This window comes from Bacillus sp. L_1B0_5 (assembly GCF_000836715.1).
GTDB classification, from domain to species: domain Bacteria; phylum Bacillota; class Bacilli; order Bacillales; family Bacillaceae_G; genus Bacillus_A; species Bacillus_A thuringiensis_S.
The window spans coordinates 14,480-35,988 of the sequence record NZ_JXIS01000032.1; the positions used below are offsets into that span (position 1 = coordinate 14,480).

Here is a 21,509-nt window from a genome sequence, read left to right on the forward strand (position 1 = left end):
GAAGCCGTTAAGAGAAAAGAGAGGTGAGAATCACTTGATCAAATATAAGTATGTACTTGGAATATTTTTCGCTTGTCTTTTAGTTACTCTATGTCTCTATCCCTATTTACCAACTCGTATGGCAGTACATTGGAATGTAAATGGTGAGCCAAACGAGTTTATGAGTAAACAAGTTGTTGTAGCATTTATTCCTTGTTTTATTATTTTTTCATATGGATTTTTGTATATTATTTCACATAATATATTTAAGTTTAATGAAAGAGAGCATGGTATTATAGACGGATTTATAAAGAAAATTACGTTATTTATGTTGTTTATTCATATGCTTATCCTCTTTATTAATTTTGGGGATTTGATATTCTTTCAAACAGGATTAACGATTGGGATTAGTATGTTTCTTTTTATGCTGAGTAAAGAATTTAAGAAAATAAAAGGCAAAGAAAAAGACCCAATTAAATTACAAAAAATTCGTTTAGTAAGTAGACGGATTTTTCAAGTGATGGCATGTGGCATATTGTTTTCATTGTTTTTGAACTTAGAGTGGGGATTTTATGTATTGCTTAGTATAATAAGCTGTGGATCTATGCTATTTATGTTATATATTTTCTATTCATACATAATAGAAAGTTATGAAACTTAAAAAAGAGTCTTCTCATTATGAGAAGACTCTTTTAATCTATTTACTTTGTAATAAATTGTTGTGTCCAGTAGTTGCCGCTTTCTACATAACCAACACCGATGTGAGTGAAGCCGTTATTTAAGATGTTTGCACGGTGTCCAGCGCTGTTCATCCAAGCTTGTACCACTTCTTCAGGTGTACGTTGGCCTTGAGCGATGTTTTCACCTGCAGATGTATAAGAAATACCAAATTTCTTCATCATATCAAACGGAGATCCGTATGTAGGGCTGTTATGATCAAAGTAGTTGTTTTTTTGCATGTCTTCAGACTTAATACGTGCTACTTTGCTTAATTCAGTATCGATTTTTAGTGCTGGTAAACCTTGTTTTGCACGCTCAGCGTTTGTTAATTCAACAACACGTTGTTCGAACTCGCTTAAAGATTTTGCTTCTTCAGCAGGCTTTTGCTCAGCAGGTTTTTGCGTATTGTTGTTTTCAGCAGGCTTTTGAGCTTCTGGTTTTTGAACTTCTTCAGCAGGCTTTTGCTCGGCAGGTTTTTGCTCAGCAGGCTTTTGAGTTTCTGGCTTAGCTGTTGGTTGCTCAGTTACAACATTTTCAGTAGGTTGTTGACCAGGAATGAAGCAGTTTGGTTGGAAGTTTCCTTGTTGCCATTGTGCTAATGATTCAACTCCCATAGATTGTAAGAATGCTTGTAGTTCTTGTTGGCTCATTTGCTTCATCATCACTTTTGAATGCTGAATATTTTGAACCTTTATGTTAGATGGTTGTACTGTTGCAGCTTGTGCATCTAGAGAAGATACTCCTAAAGTAAGAGCTGTTGCAGCAGCTACAGATAATAAAACACGCTTTTTCATGATGTGTGTCCCCCTATATAAAGTTTTAATTTGTTTTCACACGATTTGTTTTTGACAGCCTGTCTGACTGACAAATTCATCGTAGCATACAATTTGCAAGAAAAAAGATGGAAAAAAATTCATAGACTTTAAAATTACCTAATTTATCCTAAGAGAAGAAGGGAGCAAAAATAAGAGAAATATAGAGTATAAAAGGAATTTATAGTGTTTTTATACTTGGTTTTAAGAGGGGGTTTTTGGATAAAGTTACCTAAATAGAAAATGAAGAATCCTATTGTATCAATGGTTTGAGCGATTTTTTGAGGAATATAATGGATTGATTTTTACAAAACTGTAATGTTTCTGTTGTTCTTTTTTATAATAAAGTAACATATTTTTAATGTTGTAGCAGACAAAAAAGCGGCTATCTCTTTACATAGACGAAGGAGATAGCCGTTTTCCTATTATTACGTATGTTACGAGTTATTACGAGTTAGTTTCAATTGCTTCTAATAATAAATCCACAATGTGAATTCCTCTCATTTTATGAGAAAGCCCTTCTCGCTCAATGCCCAATTTCATTTGTAATAAACAACCTGGATTTGCAGTAACAATGGTTGCTGCGTCTGTTTCATGCACACGGTCCATTTTGTAATCTAGAAATTCCATTGATAACTCTGAATGAACAATATTGTAAATACCAGCAGAGCCACAGCAGCGGTCGGCATCTTTCATTTCTCGATATGTTGCACCTTGGATAGCCTCTAGTAACATACGAGGTTCAGAAGATGTGCGCATAACATTGCGTAAATGACAAGAGTCTTGATACGTAATAACCTGCGGCGTGAGTCGTAAGTCAGTTCGCTTATGGAAGTCTAGTTCTACTAGTATAGCAGTAATATCTTTAATCTTAGAAACAAACTGCTTAGCACGTTCAGCCCAATCCGGATCATCCTTTAAAAGATAATCATAGTCTACGAGGTAAGCTCCGCAACCTCCTGCATTCGTAATAATATAGTCGATGTTTAAATCTTCGAATGCTTTTATATTTCGCTTTGCTAATTCTTTTGCTCCACTCTTTTCACCAGCATGTCCATGCAATGCACCGCAGCAACTTTGTGTTTTCGGAATAACAATATCACAACCAGCTAATTGGAGAAGTTTCATCGTTGCGTTATTTGTTTCTAAAAACATCGTATCCATTAAGCAGCCTGTGAAGAATGCAACTTGTTTTTTCTTTGTACTTTCTGCAGGTAAAAATGAAGGACGATCTTTCATTGCTTTCATTTTAGGGACTTTTGGTAAAACGAGATCCATCGTTGCAAGTGTTTCAGGGAATAACTTCATAATACCTGTTTTATGTGTTAGCGTTTGTAAACCAGAACGTTGATAAAATCCGATTAGTCCGGTTAATGTTCGCATTCGATTTTGATGGGGGAATAATCCTTCAAAAACGACTTTTCGAACAGCTTTCACTGGCATTGAGAATTTTTTATTTTGATTAATAATATCTCGAGCCTCTTCTAATAAATGTCCATAATTTACACCAGATGGACAAACAGGCTCACAAGCACGGCAACCAAGACAAACGTTTAATGTATTTTCAACATCTTCATCTGGTTCGATTAAACCATCAACGACTGCTTTCATTAATGCGATACGTCCGCGTGGTGAATGTGACTCTTTATATCCGGATTGAATGTAGGTAGGACAAGTAGGTAAACAAAAACCGCATCGCATACAGTTAAGTAGCTCATCTTCACTTAATCGTTCTTTAAATTCTTTTTGAATATTTTCTTTATTTAATGTGGTCATCGCTCAACCACCACTCTTTTTCGAGTGTCTTTCGCGAACATTTTTCCAGGGTTCATAATGTTGTTTGGATCGAAAGCTTGCTTTATTCCTTGCATAGCTGCAATACCTTCTTTACCTAATTTCATTTCTAAATATGGAGCTTTCATTGCACCAACACCATGTTCACCAGTAATTGTGCCACCAAGTTCAATTGCTTTCGCAAATATTTCAGCAAAAGCTTGTTCAGCTCGGTGCATTTCTTCTGCATTACGAGCATCTGTCATACAAGTTGGATGTAAGTTACCATCACCAGCGTGTCCAAACGTACAAATAGGAATATTATATTTTTTTGCAATGGCATTAATTGCTTCAACCATTGGAGCGATTTGTGAACGTGGTACAGTCGCATCTTCTAATATTGTAGTAGGTTTTAATCGTGCGAGCGCTGATAGAGCACTACGGCGAGCAGTACGAAGCGCATCTGCTTCTGTTTCATCTTTTGCAATGCGAACATCAACTGCATTCATAGAGCGGCAAACGTTAGCCGTGTTTTCAATATCTCGATTGACTACTTCGGGCGGGCCGTCTTGTTCGATTAATAAAATTGCTTTTACGTCAGTTGGTAAACCGATTTGCGCAAACTCTTCTACTACTTCAATTGTCGGTTGGTCTAAGAACTCCAGTGTTGCTGGAATGATTTTATTTGCAATAATAGAAGAAACAGCACGTGCAGCTTCATTAATATCTTCATATAGTGCAAGCATTGTTTTCTTTGTTTCAGGTATAGGAACAAGTTTTAATATAGCTTCTGTTACCACACCAAGTGTTCCTTCAGAACCGATAAATAAACGAGTTAAATCGTAACCTGCTACATCTTTTGCTAATTTACCGCCAGTGCGAATAATATCACCATTTGGTAAGACAAGTTCAAGCCCCATTACATAATCACGTGTTACGCCATATTTCAAACCGCGTAATCCACCTGAGTTTTCATTAATATTGCCGCCGATTGTAGAAATTTTCATCGAGCTTGGATCTGGTGGATAAAATAAACCTTTTTCTTCTACCGCTTTAATAATATCAAGTGTAATGACACCAGCTTGTACAGTAATTGTTAAGTTTTCTTCATCAATTTCTAAAATATTGTTCATATGGCGGAAAATAAGGACGATACCGCCTTCAAGTGGACATGTACCTGCGCAAAGGTTTGTTCCAGACCCGCGCACATATACAGGAATTTTGTGAGTGTTACATATTTTTAACACTTCAGCTACTTCATTTGTATTACGAGGAGCAATGACTGCATCAGGCATTGCTTGGAAGTTTGGAGTGGCATCATAACTATAAGTTAAACGACCCATATTGGATGTATCTACATTATCTTCGCCAACAATAGATACGAATGAATGAATAATTTGCTTTTCTAACATTGGAAATCCCCCTCAAACTGTTAACGTTTTTAGTTATAATAAACAACGTGGTAACAGTGCTTTCATTATAATGATAAAAAAGTCGAGGGATTCTTTCTATGTGTAATCATCTGAAGATTAATCTGTTTTATCCTTCTTTTTTGTATGATTATCTAATAGGAGGAGTGCGAAGTATAAAACGTTTAAGTCTTTGAATTGCTTTGGATCAAGTCCTGTATGTTCTTCAATCTTTTTTAGCCTGTAATGTAATGTGTTAATGTGTATATGTAATTGTTTAGCCGTCTGTTTATAAGATTGGTTATAATCGATAAACAAGCGTAAAGTGTGCATAAGCTCAGGAAATGATAGTAAGTTCTCGATGGTACGCTCTAGAAATTGTTCGCACGTTTCGGCAGAAATATCTTGTAAACACATTTCTAAACGTAAATCTTCATTAAATACAATTTTTTTCGTTTCCAATGATACAGAAAGAGCACGTAATGCTTGTTCGTAACATATGTTCATATTGTTTGGGGTAACTGTTTGTCCAATCCCAATATATAAAGGAATCGAAAATAAAGTTTCGCAGTCTTGTTTTAACCGTTTTAAAAATTGATAAGTTTGCTCTTTGGAGCTCATCGCTGTAAATAAAATAAAACGATCATTTCCCCAGCGAACAAATAGATGCTCTTTTGTTAAAATATTACGTACATGTTGCCATATTTTACGCTGGAGCATCGTGTCATTTTTGCCAATAGAAAACAAAATAAGTTGTTTCTTCTTATATAAATCAATGCCAAGTGTTTTGGCGCGATCGAGAAAACTCGGGGACCACTCTGCATTTTGAAGCCAATCAAAGACGAAAGCTTCATAGGAGCGGTGCTCAAGTTCTAGTTGCTCTAAAAAGTAGTTTTCATGAATTAATAATTCGGTCATCTTACGCAATATTTCTCCGTAGCGTGAAATATTTTCAGGTTCTCCTGTAATTCCAATGACACCAATTACTTCATCATGAAATAATAAAGGAAGATTCATCCCAGCCTTTACACCTTGCAATCGCCTTTCATCTTCTTTTGTAATGATGACGGTTTTCTTTTGTTTGGCGCAGCGGAGTGCACCTTCATGAAATTGACCAATTCTTTCTGTATCTGTACTTGCGATAATAATGCCTTCTATATTAATGATAATAATATTTTCTGTAATTAGTCTGCGTACTTCTCGTACAATTTTATTCGCTAAATCAGGAAATAGCATAATTGACACACCTCAAATTCTATTTGTTGTACATTATATATGTAAATGCAGTAAGAAAGGAAAATTTCACAATTTCCACACATTTATTTGTTATTTTACAATTATAACGAAATCATCCGAAGATGGAGGGAATCTTTTGAGAAAGTATGTTTTTCTTCTCTGTTTTTTATTTCTATTAGTAGGGTGTCAAGGAAGTTCATATACACCAATTGCTAAAGATAAAAATGTTATTATAACAACGAATATAAAAGAAGGCAGTATTAGTTTTATTGATAAAAAAGATAAAAAGTTAATCACGACATGGGAACTAAATGAGCCAATGGCCGGAATCACACTGCTTCCAAACGGTGAGGAAATACTTGTATACGGTAAGCAATTAGAATATATGTATGTATATTCACTAGCGGAAGGAAGGCAAGTAGGAAAATATAAAACTGGAAAGGGCATTGTAAATGTGGTCGTATCAGAAGATAAAAAACAATTATTTGCTGCCGATCAAAATGTTCAAAAGGTAAGGTTCTTTACGATAAATGGGAAAGAGACAGGAAATGTTTCAACAGGCAAAGGACCTATAACGATGGTAGAGTATCATAATCGGTTATCTGTATTAAACTTTTATGATACGAAACTAACGACAATTGATACGAAGAAAAAAGAGGTTGTTCAATCCTTTATGATTCCACCAGCATCAACAGGAGCAACGATTAGTCCTGATGGGAAAGAAATATGGATTGGCGGACATGGTGATGGAAATCAAGTAAATGAGAAAGTGTTAGTGTATTCTTTGCAGGATGGAGAAATGGTACGTTCTTTACATGCTCCATTTATGCCTGTGAATATAACGAAGGATAGTAAGTACGTATATGCATTAAGTCATGGGTCGAATACACTTAGAAAGTTTGATATTAGCACATATAAAGAAATAGCTTCTGTAGAAGTAGGATCGAATCCATTTGCATTTTTGGAGAGCGGAGCAGAAGGATATGTAGCAAGTTATGATAGTGATGAAGTGTGCGTTATGGATATGAAGAATTTAAAAATAAAACAAACAATTAAAGTCGGAAAAGGACCGTTTCAACTCATAGAGAGGGAAGGGAAGGACAATGAATAAATATAGAGTGCTAGTTGTAGATGATGAAAGTGATATGAGGCAGCTTGTTGGAATGTATTTGGATAACTTCGGATATGAGTGGGGAGAAGCTGAAAATGGAAAAGAGGCTCTTAAAAAAATAGAAACGGATCATTATGATTTCGTTGTATTAGATATTATGATGCCAGAAATGGATGGCCTTTCAGTTTGTAAAGAAATTAGAAAAACGTCAGATGTGCCGATTATATTTTTAACCGCAAAAGGTGAAGAGTGGAATAGGGTGAACGGCTTACGTATGGGAGCAGATGATTATATTGTAAAACCGTTTAGTCCTGGTGAATTGGTTGCCCGTATGGAAGCTGTGTTAAGAAGATATACAAAGCAAGAACAGCAAGAAGAGATTCAATTCGGACCAATTCTTATCAATGAAAAAAGTAGACGAATCGAGGCGGATGGTGAGTCGATTTCTCTTACTGTAAAAGAGTTTGATTTACTATATTTTCTTTGCCAGCATACAGGACAAGTATTTAGCCGGGAGCAATTACTTGAAAAGGTATGGGGATATGATTATGCCGGAAGTACAAGAACAGTAGATACGCACGTGAAAACGATGCGCTTGAAGCTTGGAGAAAGTGGAAACTACATTCAAACTGTTTGGGGTGTAGGCTATAAATTCGAGGTGTAACGTATGTTTACGATGGTACAAAAACTTTGGCTTACAGTAGTATGTGCAGTATGTGTAACAGTGTCCTTTCTTTATTTCGTATCTTTATACTCGTATGAAAAACTATACGTTGATAATTTAAAAGGCTCATTAGTAATGGAAGGAAAAAATCTCGCTGCTCAATATGATAAGCACGAAGGAATATCAACTTTTGAAGAGAAAGTAAGGTCGTTTGATCAAATATCTAGTTCAGACGTTATTTTCGTGTCTAATCCGCGTGATTTAAGCGCATGTTTGCCTTTTGATGTGCATCATCATTCTCTTATAAGTGAAGGAGATAGGCAAACATTATTAGATGGGAAAACTGTGACAAAAATAGGATATGAAGAACATTTTGACCGTAATATTATGGGGGTTGTCATCCCTGTATTGGAAAATAAAAAATTAGTCGGAATTGTCTATTCGTATATTCCTTTAAAAAGTATAAAAGACTTAATTTATGATATGGGTCTTATTTTAGCACCATTAGCAATTGCTATGATTTTAATTACTATATGGGTTGGAAGAAAAATTATAATTGCAATTACGAAGCCACTTTCGCAAATGGAACGGGTTGCAAATCATTTGGCTACGGGAGATTTCTCGGAGCGGATTACAGTTTCTTCAGAGGATGAGATTGGACGACTAGGAAAAGCATTTAATAAAATGGCCAATTCATTAGAAACAGAAGATGTAAAGCGTAAGGAATTTTTAGCAAATGTTTCGCATGAACTTAGAACACCACTTAGTTATATAAAAGGGTATAGCGAGGCTATTTTAGATGGCGTTGCTAAGGGACCGCAGCAGGAAAAAGTAACGCAGCTAATTCATAAAGAAGCAGGTCGTATGCAGCGTCTCGTTCATGACTTGTTAGACTTAGCACAATTAGAAGGTGAGCACTTTCCGTTAAAGAAGCAACCTATCGTTTTTTCACAGCTGATTGAAGACGTATTAGATACGTATGAGATTAAGTTTATAGAAAAGGAACTTCATATTTCAACCAATTTAAATCCAGAGATCATTGTCATGATTGATGAGGATCGTATGCAACAAGTGCTTCATAATGTGTTAGATAATGCGATACGGTATACAAATCAAAACGGAAATATCGTTATAACTTTAGAGCAAATCGATGATTACTGTGAATTGAAAATAAAAGATACAGGAATTGGCATTGATATAGAGCATTTGGAGAATCTTGGGGAACGCTTTTACCGAGTTGATAAAGCGAGAAGTCGTCAACACGGTGGAACAGGTTTAGGCCTTGCTATTGTGAAACAAATTGTTCATATACATGGTGGACAGTGGAAAATTGAAAGTGAAAAAGATAAGGGAACAACGGTTATTATTAAACTGAATGTACAGGATGAGGGGAGCATGTTCTAATTTTTAGGACATGTTCTTTATATTGAAGAAAATATTTATCCCGCTATTTGCCGGACAGTAAGACCCTCACCTCAAAATTCAACGGAAGCAAAGAAGTTAGGTGGAGGCCCTGCTGCCCGTAAAAGCCCGATTGGTGAGGGCTAATAATCAGTGGGGGATGAACAAGACCCCTACTGATTAAAGTTTCACTTTATACGTAAAAATATAAATTAATATGTAATAAATATCAAAAATTTGACTATTTTATGAACAAAACATTTGTACTTCTTATCAATTCGGTCTAAAATAGTTATGATGCAAAGTTCTTATAAATCGTTTCAATTGTTGTTTGGAAGATACTGAGGTGATTTAACTGGAGTACAAATCTATTAAACCGAAAAAAATTTACGAAGAAGTATCTGAAGCTATTTTAACAATGATTAAAAATGGTACGTTAAAACCTGGTGACAAACTACTCCCTGTGCATCAATTAGCTGAGCAGTTTCAAGTTGGCAGATCTGCTGTTCGTGAAGCGCTAAGTGCGCTAAGAGCGATGGGCTTAATTGAGATGAAACAAGGAGAAGGTACATATGTGAAGAACTTCGATTCTTCTTCATTAACGAAATCATTAAACAATAGATTATTAATGAAGAAAGAAGATATTTTGAATTTATTAGAAGTACGAAAGGTGCTTGAAGTGGGGGCAGTTCGAGTAGCGGCGGTAAAACGTACGGAAGATAATTTACAAAATATGAAACATTGGTTAGATGAAATGGCAAAGAGCATTGGAGATGAAAAGGCTGGCGAAAAAGCCGATTTTCAATTTCATATGGGAATTGCAGAGTCTTCGCATAATAACATTTTGCTTGAACTCATGAATCATGTTTCAGAGATGATTGCTGAAACGATTGGTGAATCAAGACGCATTATTTTATATGGTGAACAAACGACATCAGAACGACTTATAGAAGAGCATCAAGTTATATATGATGCGGTGTTAAAACAAGATGTAGAATTAGCGCAGCAAGCAATGCTAGATCATTTAACAAATGTAGAACATATTGTCACAGGTAAAAACGATATAAATTCGTAATTTAATCTTTTAAAAATTTAATTTTCTGATAAAATAGAGAAAGATTAAGTAAGCGTTTTCTTTAGAAGAGGGAGAGGATAGGCCATGGTTGAGCCTATTTCTTCTCTACTCAGTCATCTGATGACCATATGTTTGTTGGTGAAGTTGTAAAAAGGGGGAGTAATAGTTATGAAAGTTACTTTATTTGTTACTTGTTTAGTCGATATGTTTGAAACAAATGTCGGCAAAGCAACAGTTGAAGTGTTGGAGCGTTTAGGTTGTGAAATTGAATTTCCAGAAGCACAAGTTTGTTGTGGTCAGCCTGCTTATAATAGTGGCCATGTAGAAGCAGCAAAAGAAGCGATGAAACATATGATTGAAACTTTCGAAGATGCAGAATATATTGTTACGCCATCTGGTTCGTGTGCGACAATGTTTCATGAGTATCCGCATGTTTTCAAAGATGATCCAAAGTGGGCTAAACGTGCACAAAAAGTTGCTGATAAAACTTATGAATTTACACAGTTTATTGTAGATGTTTTAAAAGTTACAGATGTTGGTGCAAGTTTACCAGGGATAGCTACTATTCATAAATCATGTCATATGACACGTATGCTTGGGATAAAAGAAGCACCAGGAATTTTATTATCAAATGTAAAAGAATTAACTGTGAGAGATTTGCCAAACGTGCAAAATTGTTGCGGGTTTGGGGGAACGTTTTCAGTTAAGATGACTCCAATTTCTGAGCAAATGGTAGACGAAAAAGTAGATAGTGTAATGGAAACAGGTGCAGATTATTTAATCGGTGCAGATTGTGGGTGTTTGTTAAACATTGGCGGACGTATTGAGCGTTTAGGAAAAGAAGTAAAAGTAATGCATATTGCTGAGGTACTGAATAGTCGCTCATGAAGGGGGAACATAAGCTATGTCTATGAAAATCAGTGAGAAAAAATTTAATGATCGCGTTGGTGATGGAATTCAAGATGCGTTTATGCGCGGAGCAGTTTCTTCTGCACAAACGCGTTTATATACGAATCGCTTAAAAGCCGCAGATGAATTAGGAAACTGGGAAGAGTGGCGAGAACTAGGTGAACAAATTCGTCAACATACATTAGAAAATCTTGATTATTATTTAATGCAGTTAAGTGAAAATGTATCAAAAAGAGGCGGACACGTGTACTTTGCGAAGACGAAAGAGGAAGCAGCAAAGTATATTCAAGACGTTGCCAAAAAGAAACAAGCGAAAAAAGTAGTAAAATCAAAGTCGATGGTAACAGAAGAAATCAGTATGAACCATGCGCTTGAAGAGATTGGCTGTGAAGTGTTAGAGAGTGACTTAGGAGAGTATATCTTACAAGTAGATAACGATCCACCTTCACATATTATTGCACCTGCACTTCATAAAAATAGAACGCAAATTCGCGATGTATTTAAAGAAAAACTAGGATATGAAAATTCTGATGACCCGTATGAAATGACAAAGTTTGTTCGTAAACAACTTCGTGAGAAATTTATGGATGCAGAAATTGGTGTAACTGGGTGTAACTTTGCTGTTGCAAATACTGGCTCTCTTTGTTTAGTAACGAATGAAGGTAATGCAGATCTTGTTATGTCAATTCCGAAAACACAAATTGCGGTAATGGGTATGGAACGTATGGTTCCGACAATGGAAGAATTAGATGTTTTAGTTGGTTTACTATGTCGTAGTGCAGTAGGCCAAAAATTAACAAGTTATGTTACAGTAGCAGGACCAATTCAAGAAGAGGAAGTTGATGGACCTGAAGAATTCCATTTAGTTGTTGTTGATAATGGTCGCTCTCAAATTCTTGGATCTGAATTCCGTTCAGTATTACAATGTATTCGTTGCGCTGCTTGTGTTAACGTATGTCCTGTATATCGTCACGTTGGTGGACATTCATATGGATCGATTTACTCAGGGCCAATCGGTGCGGTATTAACACCGCTTCTAGGTGGATATGATGATTACAAAGAGCTTCCTTATGCATCTAGTTTATGCGGAGCATGTACAGAAGCTTGTCCAGTAAAAATTCCATTGCATGATTTATTATTAAAACATCGTCAAGTCATCGTTGAGCAAGAAGGTCGTGCACCACTTGCAGAAAAACTAGCGATGAAAATGTTTAGTATGGGTGCTTCTTCAGCTGCTTTATATAAAATGGGTTCAAAAATGGCACCAGCGGCAATGAGTCCATTTACATCTGGTAATCGTGTATCAAAAGGTGTTGGACCACTTAAAAACTGGACGGATATTCGTGAATTTCCAGCTCCAAGTAAAGAACGATTCCGTGATTGGTATAAAGATCATAAGAAAGGCGGGGATAAATAATGACAGGATTAATTCAAAACCGTGATGCCTTTCTAGATAACATTGCAAAAGAACTTGGACGCGCGCGTAAAACAGAAGGTGTAGAGCGTCCAGTATGGAAAAGTAATGTGAATATAGAAACGTTAAAAGATTATTCACAAGAAGAATTACTAGAAGTGTTTAAAAAGCAATGTACAAACATTCATACAAATGTAGTAGAAACGACAAATGACCGTTTAGGTGAAGACCTTCAAAAAGTAATCATGGAAAACGGCGGGGGACCTATTTTATTATCAGCAGATGAGCGTTTTGATGCATATGGTTTAACATCTTTATTTAAAGAAGAACTTCCAAAGCGAGACATTGAAGTAAACGTATGGGATCCAGAGAGAAAAGACGAAAATATGCGTTTAGCTGAAAAAGCGAATATTGGTATTGCATTTAGTGATTATACATTAGCTGAATCTGGTACAATTGTTGTACAAAGCCATAAAGGGCAAGGACGTTCTTTACACTTTTTACCGACTGTATATTTTGCTATTATTCCACGTGAAACACTTGTGCCTCGTATTACACAAGCGGTTCAGGATATGAACTCACGTGTAGAAAATGGGGAGACAGCGGCATCTTGTATTAACTTTATTACAGGGCCAAGTAACTCGGCTGATATTGAGATGAATCTTGTTGTCGGAGTACATGGACCATTAAAAGCAGTATATTTCATCGTATAAAAGAGGGGAAAGCAGGCCGGAAAATGGCCTGCTTTTTTAGTAGAATAAAGGATAATATGAAGTAGAAGTTCTCTCCTTTTTTTGCTATGTTTTTTGGGAAAGGAGAGGAAGGGATGTTCACTTATTTATATGCACTGTTAGCAGGGATGGTGTTTGGTTCTTTTTTTATGTTAGTTGCGATGAGGATTCCATTAGGTGCGTCTATCATTACCCCGCGTTCACATTGTTATTATTGCAAATATGTGCTAAGGCCAAAAGAATTAATCCCCATCATTTCATTTTATATACAAAGAGGCTGTTGTACGAATTGTAAGAGAAAAATTCCAATTATGTATGTAGCATTTGAATGTATAACAGGAAGTATATTTCTTCTTACCGTGTATATGATTGGAATAGAACGAGAGCTTATTATCATTTTATCCCTTTTTTCGCTACTTCTTATTATTTCAGTTACAGATTACTTATATATGTTAATTCCTGATTGTATTTTAATTTCGTTTGCCGTTTTACTCATTCTTGAAAGTGTTTTTGTACAATTAGTTACTTGGACAGATAGTATAGTTGGTAGTGGTTTTATATTCATTTTGTTATATTGCATGCAAAAGATATATCCAGAAGGGCTTGGCGGAGGAGATATAAAACTACTTTCGTTACTTGGGTTTATAGTAGGAGTGAAGGGAGTTTTTATCGTTTTATTTTTAGCGTCTTGTTTCAGTCTTTGTTTCTTCGGGATTGGTATCGTATTAAAACGTATAGAAGTACGAAAACCAATTCCATTTGGTCCTTTTATTAGTCTTGCGGCAATATGTTATGTATTGGCCGCATATTCAAATTAGAGAGGGAATAGAAAATGAACGTATATATGGATGATCAAAGAAGTTGCCCGTTCGGGTATGTGCCCGCAACTACAGTAGAATGTGCCTTGCAAATGGTCCGGGATTATGATGTGAATATTCTTTCCCTTGATTTTAATATGGGGTGGGGAGCAAAAAATGGACTGGATTTTGTAGAAGCTTTTTGTACAGAGGGGTTATATGTAAATGAAATTCACCTTCATACGAATGATATCATCGGTATGCACAAGATGAAACAGAGAATGGATAAGGGAAAGGAAGAAGGAGAAATTAATCCTCACCTTGTTGTTAAATACGTGGGAAGCTAAAAACTCCAAAGTAAAACTTTGGAGTTTTTAATGTTTCATATGTGCTTGTAAAGGAATAATCTCTTCTTGTTGAGTTGCTGCGATTTCAGTTTCTTCCTGTTGAACTTCAGGTGTTTTCTTTGTTAAGTAGTGGTATACCATACCGACAAATACTGATCCGCCAATAATGTTACCGATTGTAACAGGAATTAAGTTATGAATAGCACCTGAAAAAGAAATTGTCTCAGGATGCGGTGAAACTAAAGATAAAGCAAAGAGTGACAAGTTTGCAATACTATGTTCGTAACCAGATAAGAAGAATGTGAAAACAAGTAGCATCATGACCATTATTTTTGCTGTGTCGCCTTTAACCTGAGATGGTAAGAAGCAAGCAAGACATACGAGCCAGTTACATAAAATGGCTTTAAAGAATAGCTGCATTGTAGGTGTGTTCATCTTTCCTTCAACGACTTTATTCATTAAGTGACCGTGATCAATTGCTTCAAAAATTCCAGTTGCGTAAAATAGTAAGGCAAAGAATAACGCGCCGGCTAAGTTACCTGCATAACAAGCAACCCAGTTACGAAGTGTATCAGAAATCGTTGTTTCTTTCCTTAAAGTTGCTACAGTAAAGTACATTGTGTTTCCAGTAAACAATTCAGCACCGCCATATATAATAAGTACGAGAGCAATCCCGAAAAACATAGAAGCAGCTAAATAAGTTGCTGGTGAATCTGCAATGTGAAAAAAGTTACCTAATTTAAAACATAGTACAATAATAAAACCGATATAAATACCCGCAAGTGCAGCACGAATGAAATATTGCATTGGGTTTGTATCTAGCATTTTCTTTTTGCTTTTAGCCAGTTTGACAACATAATCTAGTCCTTGTTCTAGCATGAGTAATACGCTCCTTTAGTAAATCTTCTATAAATACTCCTTATATGAATAAAGTACATGGAATTGTTCTCACTTTCAATAAGTTTGTGCAATGTTTCACAAAAAGGACATACATACGTTAAGAAAACGTTTACAAAAGATAGTATAATGGAATTTTTTCTGGACATTGAGAGGAAGAAAGGAAAAAGAAAAAGCGCTGTAATTACAGCGCTTTTTCGTCTAAATTCTTTTCTACTTTTACTTCTACTTCTTTTGAGAAGAACCAACCACCAACTGCGATTCCGACTAATACAATCCAGAATGTAAGCTTCCACGGAGTGGATTCTGGGAATGAATGTGGAATTACATTTAATGCAGGGTGTGCTAATGTATAAACTGCTAGCTTCACACCAACCCAACCTACAATTAAGAATGCTGCAGTTTCAAGTCCTGGTTTACGTTTTAAGATTTGTACGAAAGCAGTTGCTGCAAATCGCATAATGATTAATCCGATAAGTCCACCTACAAAGATAACAACGAATTGCCCAGTATCTAGACTACCAATTGTACCTAATCCTGTTTTTGGTAAAGTCATTGCTAGTGCAACCGCAGCTAAAATTGAATCAACTGCGAAGGCGATATCAGCAACTTCAACTTTAAATACAGTCCACCAAAAGTTCTCTTGTTTTTTCTTTGCTTCTTTTTCTTCTGTTTCTTCATCTGTATTCTTTTTAACATATGTTTTAAATAAGTGATTACCAGCGATAAACATAAGGTAGATGGCACCGATTGCTTGCACTTGCCATACATCGACTAAGAACGAAATCATAAATAACGATCCAAATCGGAAAACAAATGCCCCCGCTAATCCGTAAAATAGTGCTTTCTTTCGTTTTTCTTCTGGTAAATGTTTTACCATAATTGCAAGAACAAGAGCGTTATCAGCCGCTAAAATCCCTTCAAGTGCAATTAGGATGAGTAATACCCAACCATACTCCAATAATAATGATACATCCATGTACATTCTCCTCTCACCTCTATAAGTTCTAAATAAGTGAAGAATTTCCCCACTATTTAGTTTCCCCATACTCCTGCCTATTAACTTTGGAAGAATTTGGAAGTGAATACAAAAAAGACCTCTGCCGTTAATAGGCAAAGGTCTTGCTAGACATATGTAATAAAAATGCCAACAAAGCCGGAAGAACTAAGTTCTACGTAATGACGACTTTGTTTCCAAGAAATATTCTTGGACGCTACTCCCCTTTGGAGATATGTTATTGTATTCTCATTATATGGATAATTTATACGGTTGTCAACCTGTTAAAATATCTTCATTAGGATATTTTATTTTCCGGTTCTTTTTACGAGCAAATGAAAAAGCCAATGTTAAAGGACCCATTTTCCCAAAAAACATCATAAAGATAATAATAGCTTTTCCGATTATAGTTAAGTGAGGTGTTAAGTTCATACTGAGGCCAACAGTCCCAAATGCTGAAAATACTTCGAAAGCACTCATCAATAGAGGAACTCGCTCAGTAATACTCAAAATTAAAATAGCAAAAAAGATAAATGAAATGGAAATAATAGTAATGGTTAATGATTTGACAATGAGAGTATCTTTAATGGATTTTTTAAATACGACAATATCCTCTTGTTCTTGTAAAAATTTAAATACGCCAAAAAATATGATTAAAAATGTTGTTAACTTAATCCCACCACCCGTTGAAGCACTACCAGCACCAATAAACATAAGGAGCATCATTAATAGGAGGGAAGGTTTTGACAATGTAGAAATATCAACAGTATTAAACCCGGCAGTTCGTGTTGAAATTGCTTGAAAATAAGAGGCCATTCCTTCTTCAAATGGGGTAAAACCTCTCATAGAAAGGGAGTTATGGAACTCGAATATAAAAATAAAAAGGGTAGCAATAATGTTGACGATTAGAGTAGAAGTGAGCATAAGTTTTGAATGTAGTGTAAGGTTTTTAAAGTTTTTCTTTCTTTTTATGTCTACAATTACTGTAAAACCAATTCCACCTAAAATGATGAGAGAGGAAATGACGAAATTGACAAGAATGCTATGAGAATGGGACATTAAATTATCGCTCCACACAGAAAAACCAGCATTGTTAAAGGCTGAGATTGAATGGAAAAAACTATAATAGATCCCTTTGGCAACCCCATATTTTGGTACCCATTCAAAAGAAAGAATTAAAGTAGCGATACATTCGACTGTAAAAGAGAATAAAAATAATGCTTTGGCAAGACGGATAACGCCGCCGATATTCGTTTGATTTAATGCTTGTTGCAATAAAATACGGTTTTGAAGACCGATTTTTCTTCCGAGCATAATGGCAATTAAGACCGCAAAGCTCATAATGCCAAGCCCGCCAACTTGTATAAGCGTTAAAATGACACATTGTCCAAATAAAGTAAACACTTTTCCAGTATCCACAACACCAAGCCCAGTAACAGTACAAGCGGAAACGGTTGTAAATAAGGCATCGAGCCATGAAATGGACGTTGTCGTAGCAATTGGCAGTTTTAATAAGCATGTGCCGACAACTGATAATACAATAAAAGATAAAGTAAGAACGCGGGGAGGGCTCATGCTAATATTAATCCGTTTCATGTCACATATTGCTCCTTTCGTTTTGCTTTGATTAGTATGTGAAAAAGCACTGTTATGTATGTTGAAAATAGAAAGAGGCAGATAATATCTGCCTCTAAGCCATATGTTATATTATTATCCACGTAATTGTTGTTGAGCTAAAGCAACAAGACGTTTTGTTACTTCACCGCCAACTGAACCGTTAGAACGAGATGCTGTATTAGAACCTAAGCTTACACCAAATTCTTGTGCAATTTCATATTTAAATTGTTCAAGCGCTTGTTCTGCACCTGGAACTAATAATTTGTTTGTTTTTACCATGTTGATACACATCCTTATGAGTAGTCCAGTTCAGCTAAGTTCTTATCTAAACTGGTAACGTTATTTTATGTGGAAACGACATACTCATACGCGGAAGTAATCGGTGCGATTAGAAGTTCTTGGATAGAAAAAAAGAGTAGCAAATTTGCTACTCTTTTTTCAGTATTGTCGCTGTACCTTCCACGACAATATCATCCGATTGATTATATATGTTTGTTTGCAACGTAATGATTTTTTTATCGTCACGCTTCTTAATAACCTCTGCCACAACGCGAAGTGTATCACCGATTTTGACAGGGGCACGGAATGAAACGTTTTGGGATAAATAAATCGTATTTTTGCCTGGGAGTTTCGTTCCAAGGATGGTAGAAATAAAACTCGAAACGAGCATACCGTGAGCAATACGTTCTTTAAACATTGTCGTTTTTGCAAAAGAATCTAAAATGTGAATAGGATTCACATCTCCAGTCAATTTTGCAAAATTGATAACATCTTCATCTGTAATTGTTTTTGTAAGGGATGCTTGATCACCGACTTGAATCTCATCATAACGAAGCTCCGGAACAGTTTGTGCTTCTTGAAATGGATTCATTTTGTCCTCCTTCTTTTCCATATCGAAAAATGTTAGCCATCTTGATGTAGTAGGAGGAAGAAAGAGTTTTGTTTGTGCTGCAGTTAGCTCCCACATTTTTCTTACTTGATGGAAGTAAATAGATTTTTTGAGTTTTCCTCGAACTTTTTTGCGAGTTCCAACTGTTTTGACTTGAACTCTTCCAAAAAACCCTCTAACTGTTTTTGAGCCTCTTCACGTTGTAATTGTTGTTGCTCAATAAATTGTTTTGTTGTTTCTTCAAATTGACCGCTTGTTTGTGTAAGAATTGACAAAGATGTTTTTGTAGGAGAAACAGTAAGCTGCTGCATATGAGCAGAAAGTTCCTTCCACTTGTCTTGCCACTCGTTAATTTGATCATTTAAGGAGTTACCAGTTAATTGTTTCACGTAATCTGTATATTGGTTATTGAACTGAGCAGTGATTTGTTGTAGTTCTTTTTCTAGTTCATCTACTCCTGATGTTAATTTATGCAAAGCGTCTTGTTGTTGTTTTAATGTTTCTAAAGTAAGTTGCTCTAATTGTTTCCCAGCTGAAGAGAAAAGGGAAAGTGATTGAGACCAGTTTTTCCAAAATGCATCGACTAATTCGTATGGTTTAGTTTCCATTGTTTGACCCCCAAATGTTTTTTTGCATATTGTGAACGCAGATTACTCTGCTGTACCACCAGGTGAAGATGAAGAATCCTTTTCATCCTTTTCTGGAGAAGTAGAAAATGGAAAGAATGCATTGGTGTATAACGTGAAAAACGTTCGCAACATATTTTGATAATGTTCAAAAGAAGTCGCACATGTTGTTAAATATTGCTCTCCATATTCAGTTAAAGAATAAATTCTTTTTGCCGGCCCTCCATCGCTTGTATCCCAAGTAGAAGAAATAAGGTTTTCTTTTTCTAATTTGCGTAGTGTTCTATAAACATTACCTTGGTCAACAGAAGAAAAGCCGATATCCATTAGCATTTGAATAAGTTTGTAACCATGAAGACTCCAGTCTTTTAGACAGAGAAGTAAGAAGGGAACTAAGAAGTTTTTTGGCATGGAGTTTGGTTGTTTCGCTTGGTTGTTCTCCAAACTTTCGCGTTGTTCTGGTTCATTTTGTAGCATGATTGTGCATCACCTCATGAATCAGTTAGATGGAATTTTTTGCTTATAAGTGCAATTTACACCTATCTGTTTTTAAAGTCAACACATTTGTTAGAAAATAGAAAAAATAAAATATAGACTTGAAGTTTTATTCAGAATATTAGAAAATAGTGAATAGGTTGAATTGTTTCAAAAACGAAAAAGGGAGTGTAGGTAAAGTGATTGATCAAAAATTCGATCCACTACAAGCATGGAAAAATGCTTATGAACAAACCGAAACATTTTGGGGAAAAGCGCTCAATGAAACAATTAAAACAGAAGAATATTCTGCTTGGATGGGCAGCGTTCTAGATTTGAATTTGTTTTATCAAAAAGCATTAAATGATACGACAAAAAACTATTTAGAACAAGTAAATGTGCCGACGAAAGAGGATATCGCAAGAGTGGCTACGCTTGTTATTAACTTAGAAAATAAAGTAGATAACATTGAGGAGTTTCTAGAGGAGAAAGTAGATTCTTTAGGACAAGCTCCTACATTAAAGCGTGATGTGACGAAAGTGAAACAAGATATTCGTACGCTTGAAACAAAAGTAGATCAAATTTTAGAATTGCTAGAAAAGCAAAATGCAGTACTAGCTAAACTACAAGTACCTGTAAAAGAAGAGATAAAGCCTGCGAATAAGCCGGAAAATAAAAAATGATAAAAGCGCTTGTTTATAACAGGTAAAAGAGAGAGGGAGAATCTCTTTTCACGTGTAAACAGCGAAACATAATTATATAGGGACTCTACAGTATGAGTGCCAAAATGATTCATAACAATCGTTCACAAATTCATTTAAGGGGGAAAAGAAATGGTTCAATTAAATGGCAAAGTAGCAATCGTAACAGGTGGAGCAAAAGGGATTGGAAAAGCAATTACAGTAGCATTAGCACAAGAGGGAGCGAAAGTAGTTATTAACTATAATAGCAGTAAAGAAGCAGCTGAAAACTTAGTAAATGAACTAGGAAAAGACGGACATGACGTTTATGCAGTGCAAGCGGATGTTTCTAAAGTAGAAGATGCAAACCGACTTGTAGAAGAAGCTGTGAATCATTTTGGTAAAGTTGATATTCTTGTTAATAATGCTGGTATTACAAGAGATCGTACATTCAAAAAGTTAAATCGTGAAGATTGGGAGCGCGTAATTGACGTGAATTTAAGTAGCGTATTTAATACGACAAGCGCGGTTCTTCCATACATAACGGAAGCGGAAGAAGGAAGAATTATTAGCATTTCTTCTATTATTGGTCAAGCAGGTGGATTTGGCCAAACAAACTATTCAGCAGCAAAAGCGGGTATGTTAGGATTTACAAAATCATTAGCGTTAGAACTTGCAAAAACAAATGTCACTGTAAATGCAATTTGCCCAGGGTTTATTGATACTGAAATGGTAGCAGAAGTACCAGAAGAAGTACGTCAAAAAATCGTTGCAAAAATCCCGAAAAAACGTTTTGGTCAAGCTGATGAAATTGCAAAAGGTGTAGTATACCTATGCCGTGACGGTGCGTATATCACAGGTCAGCAATTAAACATTAACGGCGGATTATATATGTAATGAAGTAAGAAAAAAGTGCATATCCATAGCAGGAATGCACTTCTTTTTTTAAGA

Annotated in this window: 23 protein-coding genes and 1 riboswitch; of the genes, 12 read left to right on the forward strand and 11 right to left on the reverse strand. The window is 35.7% G+C overall.

Going from position 1 to position 21,509, the window contains the following annotated elements; translation table 11 throughout:
* Positions 1-34 precede the first annotated feature (34 nt).
* On the forward strand, positions 35-640 hold the full coding sequence (locus RT27_RS10530; protein ID WP_043936068.1) for a DUF1648 domain-containing protein: 606 nt from the start codon (positions 35-37) through the stop codon (positions 638-640).
* Between the two features lie 40 nt (positions 641-680).
* On the opposite strand, the gene RT27_RS10535 is transcribed toward RT27_RS10530, so the two are convergent.
* The 4 genes from RT27_RS10535 to RT27_RS10550 all read right to left on the reverse strand — a co-directional run bounded on the left by RT27_RS10535 (position 681) and on the right by RT27_RS10550 (position 5,929).
* On the reverse strand, positions 681-1,493 hold the full coding sequence (locus tag RT27_RS10535) for a CAP domain-containing protein (protein ID WP_000747577.1): 813 nt from the start codon (positions 1,491-1,493) through the stop codon (positions 681-683).
* Positions 1,494-1,958: 465 nt separating this feature from the next.
* Positions 1,959-3,287, reverse strand: coding sequence for a (Fe-S)-binding protein (locus RT27_RS10540; RefSeq protein WP_043936070.1), 1,329 nt, complete (start codon positions 3,285-3,287; stop codon positions 1,959-1,961).
* A complete protein-coding gene (glcD, locus tag RT27_RS10545) occupies positions 3,284-4,696 on the reverse strand; it encodes a glycolate oxidase subunit GlcD (protein WP_043936072.1) in 1,413 nt (470 codons plus the stop codon). The genes RT27_RS10540 and glcD overlap by 4 nt, the downstream gene beginning before the upstream one ends.
* 117 nt (positions 4,697-4,813) lie before the next feature.
* The gene (locus RT27_RS10550) at positions 4,814-5,929 is read right to left on the reverse strand and encodes a sugar diacid recognition domain-containing protein (protein WP_043936074.1); all 1,116 of its coding nucleotides are present in this window, start codon (positions 5,927-5,929) and stop codon (positions 4,814-4,816) included.
* Positions 5,930-6,065: 136 nt separating this feature from the next.
* On the opposite strand from RT27_RS10550, the gene RT27_RS10555 reads away from it, so the two are divergent.
* From RT27_RS10555 to RT27_RS10595, 9 genes are all read left to right on the forward strand, one after another.
* Positions 6,066-7,040, forward strand: coding sequence for a hypothetical protein (locus RT27_RS10555; RefSeq protein WP_001234155.1), 975 nt, complete (start codon positions 6,066-6,068; stop codon positions 7,038-7,040).
* Positions 7,033-7,704, forward strand: coding sequence for a response regulator transcription factor (locus tag RT27_RS10560; protein ID WP_016082390.1), 672 nt, complete (start codon positions 7,033-7,035; stop codon positions 7,702-7,704). Before RT27_RS10555 ends, RT27_RS10560 begins: the two co-directional genes overlap by 8 nt.
* Before the next feature lie 3 nt (positions 7,705-7,707).
* On the forward strand, positions 7,708-9,108 hold the full coding sequence (locus RT27_RS10565; protein ID WP_043936076.1) for an ATP-binding protein: 1,401 nt from the start codon (positions 7,708-7,710) through the stop codon (positions 9,106-9,108).
* 382 nt (positions 9,109-9,490) lie between these two features.
* Complete coding sequence (locus tag RT27_RS10570) at positions 9,491-10,180, forward strand: FadR/GntR family transcriptional regulator (protein WP_254913599.1); 690 nt, start codon at positions 9,491-9,493, stop codon at positions 10,178-10,180.
* A gap of 168 nt (positions 10,181-10,348) precedes the next feature.
* Positions 10,349-11,068 (forward strand): (Fe-S)-binding protein, encoded by a 720-nt coding sequence (locus RT27_RS10575; RefSeq protein WP_043936080.1) that lies wholly within the window; start codon positions 10,349-10,351, stop codon positions 11,066-11,068.
* Between the two features lie 16 nt (positions 11,069-11,084).
* The gene (locus RT27_RS10580) at positions 11,085-12,506 is read left to right on the forward strand and encodes a LutB/LldF family L-lactate oxidation iron-sulfur protein (RefSeq protein WP_043936082.1); all 1,422 of its coding nucleotides are present in this window, start codon (positions 11,085-11,087) and stop codon (positions 12,504-12,506) included.
* Positions 12,506-13,216 (forward strand): lactate utilization protein C, encoded by a 711-nt coding sequence (locus RT27_RS10585; RefSeq protein ID WP_029441774.1) that lies wholly within the window; start codon positions 12,506-12,508, stop codon positions 13,214-13,216. Before RT27_RS10580 ends, RT27_RS10585 begins: the two co-directional genes overlap by 1 nt.
* Positions 13,217-13,329: 113 nt before the next feature.
* The gene (locus RT27_RS10590; protein ID WP_029441775.1) at positions 13,330-14,052 is read left to right on the forward strand and encodes an A24 family peptidase; all 723 of its coding nucleotides are present in this window, start codon (positions 13,330-13,332) and stop codon (positions 14,050-14,052) included.
* Positions 14,053-14,066: 14 nt separating this feature from the next.
* Positions 14,067-14,378 (forward strand): cyclic-phosphate processing receiver domain-containing protein, encoded by a 312-nt coding sequence (locus tag RT27_RS10595; RefSeq protein WP_029441776.1) that lies wholly within the window; start codon positions 14,067-14,069, stop codon positions 14,376-14,378.
* A 27-nt stretch (positions 14,379-14,405) separates the two neighbouring features.
* Here the strand turns inward: RT27_RS10595 and RT27_RS10600 are convergent, their stop codons facing one another.
* From RT27_RS10600 to phaQ, 7 genes are all read right to left on the reverse strand, one after another.
* Complete coding sequence (locus RT27_RS10600; RefSeq protein WP_016082385.1) at positions 14,406-15,257, reverse strand: formate/nitrite transporter family protein; 852 nt, start codon at positions 15,255-15,257, stop codon at positions 14,406-14,408.
* A gap of 202 nt (positions 15,258-15,459) precedes the next feature.
* Positions 15,460-16,254 carry a TerC family protein gene (locus RT27_RS10605; protein ID WP_000383326.1) on the reverse strand — a complete coding sequence of 265 codons (795 nt, stop codon included), beginning with the start codon at positions 16,252-16,254 and terminating at the stop codon, positions 15,460-15,462.
* 91 nt (positions 16,255-16,345) lie between these two features.
* A riboswitch (yybP-ykoY riboswitch) is annotated at positions 16,346-16,510 on the reverse strand.
* Between the two features lie 38 nt (positions 16,511-16,548).
* Complete coding sequence (locus RT27_RS10610; protein WP_000822356.1) at positions 16,549-17,868, reverse strand: TrkH family potassium uptake protein; 1,320 nt, start codon at positions 17,866-17,868, stop codon at positions 16,549-16,551.
* Between the two features lie 114 nt (positions 17,869-17,982).
* Positions 17,983-18,168 carry an alpha/beta-type small acid-soluble spore protein gene (locus tag RT27_RS10615; RefSeq protein WP_000241212.1) on the reverse strand — a complete coding sequence of 62 codons (186 nt, stop codon included), beginning with the start codon at positions 18,166-18,168 and terminating at the stop codon, positions 17,983-17,985.
* Between the two features lie 148 nt (positions 18,169-18,316).
* On the reverse strand, positions 18,317-18,760 hold the full coding sequence (locus tag RT27_RS10620; RefSeq protein WP_001067916.1) for a MaoC family dehydratase: 444 nt from the start codon (positions 18,758-18,760) through the stop codon (positions 18,317-18,319).
* Positions 18,761-18,861: 101 nt separating this feature from the next.
* Complete coding sequence (phaP, locus tag RT27_RS10625; protein WP_000448592.1) at positions 18,862-19,386, reverse strand: polyhydroxyalkanoic acid inclusion protein PhaP; 525 nt, start codon at positions 19,384-19,386, stop codon at positions 18,862-18,864.
* Positions 19,387-19,428: 42 nt separating this feature from the next.
* Positions 19,429-19,881: a poly-beta-hydroxybutyrate-responsive repressor gene (phaQ, locus tag RT27_RS10630; RefSeq protein ID WP_000939954.1), complete on the reverse strand. Its 453-nt coding sequence runs from the start codon at positions 19,879-19,881 to the stop codon at positions 19,429-19,431.
* Positions 19,882-20,078: 197 nt separating this feature from the next.
* On the opposite strand from phaQ, the gene phaR reads away from it, so the two are divergent.
* Both phaR and RT27_RS10640 read left to right on the forward strand, forming a co-directional pair.
* The gene (phaR, locus tag RT27_RS10635) at positions 20,079-20,561 is read left to right on the forward strand and encodes a polyhydroxyalkanoic acid synthase subunit PhaR (protein WP_000566941.1); all 483 of its coding nucleotides are present in this window, start codon (positions 20,079-20,081) and stop codon (positions 20,559-20,561) included.
* A gap of 150 nt (positions 20,562-20,711) precedes the next feature.
* Positions 20,712-21,455, forward strand: a complete 744-nt coding sequence (locus RT27_RS10640) for an acetoacetyl-CoA reductase (RefSeq protein ID WP_000250407.1) — start codon at positions 20,712-20,714, stop codon at positions 21,453-21,455.
* Positions 21,456-21,509 lie beyond the last annotated feature (54 nt).

What these genes read in the sequence shown, in the direction of transcription:
- RT27_RS10535 (WP_000747577.1), bottom strand. Translation starts at nt 1,493, where the DNA reads ATGAAAAAGCGTGTTTTATTATCTGTAGCTGCTGCAACAGCTCTTACT.
- RT27_RS10540 (WP_043936070.1), bottom strand. Translation starts at nt 3,287, where the DNA reads ATGACCACATTAAATAAAGAAAATATTCAAAAAGAATTTAAAGAACGA.
- glcD (WP_043936072.1), bottom strand. Translation starts at nt 4,696, where the DNA reads ATGTTAGAAAAGCAAATTATTCATTCATTCGTATCTATTGTTGGCGAA.
- RT27_RS10550 (WP_043936074.1), bottom strand. Translation starts at nt 5,929, where the DNA reads ATGCTATTTCCTGATTTAGCGAATAAAATTGTACGAGAAGTACGCAGA.
- RT27_RS10560 (WP_016082390.1), top strand. Translation starts at nt 7,033, where the DNA reads ATGAATAAATATAGAGTGCTAGTTGTAGATGATGAAAGTGATATGAGG.
- RT27_RS10565 (WP_043936076.1), top strand. Translation starts at nt 7,708, where the DNA reads ATGTTTACGATGGTACAAAAACTTTGGCTTACAGTAGTATGTGCAGTA.
- RT27_RS10575 (WP_043936080.1), top strand. Translation starts at nt 10,349, where the DNA reads ATGAAAGTTACTTTATTTGTTACTTGTTTAGTCGATATGTTTGAAACA.
- RT27_RS10580 (WP_043936082.1), top strand. Translation starts at nt 11,085, where the DNA reads ATGTCTATGAAAATCAGTGAGAAAAAATTTAATGATCGCGTTGGTGAT.
- RT27_RS10585 (WP_029441774.1), top strand. Translation starts at nt 12,506, where the DNA reads ATGACAGGATTAATTCAAAACCGTGATGCCTTTCTAGATAACATTGCA.
- RT27_RS10590 (WP_029441775.1), top strand. Translation starts at nt 13,330, where the DNA reads ATGTTCACTTATTTATATGCACTGTTAGCAGGGATGGTGTTTGGTTCT.
- RT27_RS10595 (WP_029441776.1), top strand. Translation starts at nt 14,067, where the DNA reads ATGAACGTATATATGGATGATCAAAGAAGTTGCCCGTTCGGGTATGTG.
- RT27_RS10600 (WP_016082385.1), bottom strand. Translation starts at nt 15,257, where the DNA reads ATGCTAGAACAAGGACTAGATTATGTTGTCAAACTGGCTAAAAGCAAA.
- RT27_RS10605 (WP_000383326.1), bottom strand. Translation starts at nt 16,254, where the DNA reads ATGGATGTATCATTATTATTGGAGTATGGTTGGGTATTACTCATCCTA.
- RT27_RS10610 (WP_000822356.1), bottom strand. Translation starts at nt 17,868, where the DNA reads ATGAAACGGATTAATATTAGCATGAGCCCTCCCCGCGTTCTTACTTTA.
- RT27_RS10615 (WP_000241212.1), bottom strand. Translation starts at nt 18,168, where the DNA reads ATGGTAAAAACAAACAAATTATTAGTTCCAGGTGCAGAACAAGCGCTT.
- RT27_RS10620 (WP_001067916.1), bottom strand. Translation starts at nt 18,760, where the DNA reads ATGAATCCATTTCAAGAAGCACAAACTGTTCCGGAGCTTCGTTATGAT.
- phaP (WP_000448592.1), bottom strand. Translation starts at nt 19,386, where the DNA reads ATGGAAACTAAACCATACGAATTAGTCGATGCATTTTGGAAAAACTGG.
- phaQ (WP_000939954.1), bottom strand. Translation starts at nt 19,881, where the DNA reads ATGCTACAAAATGAACCAGAACAACGCGAAAGTTTGGAGAACAACCAA.
- RT27_RS10640 (WP_000250407.1), top strand. Translation starts at nt 20,712, where the DNA reads ATGGTTCAATTAAATGGCAAAGTAGCAATCGTAACAGGTGGAGCAAAA.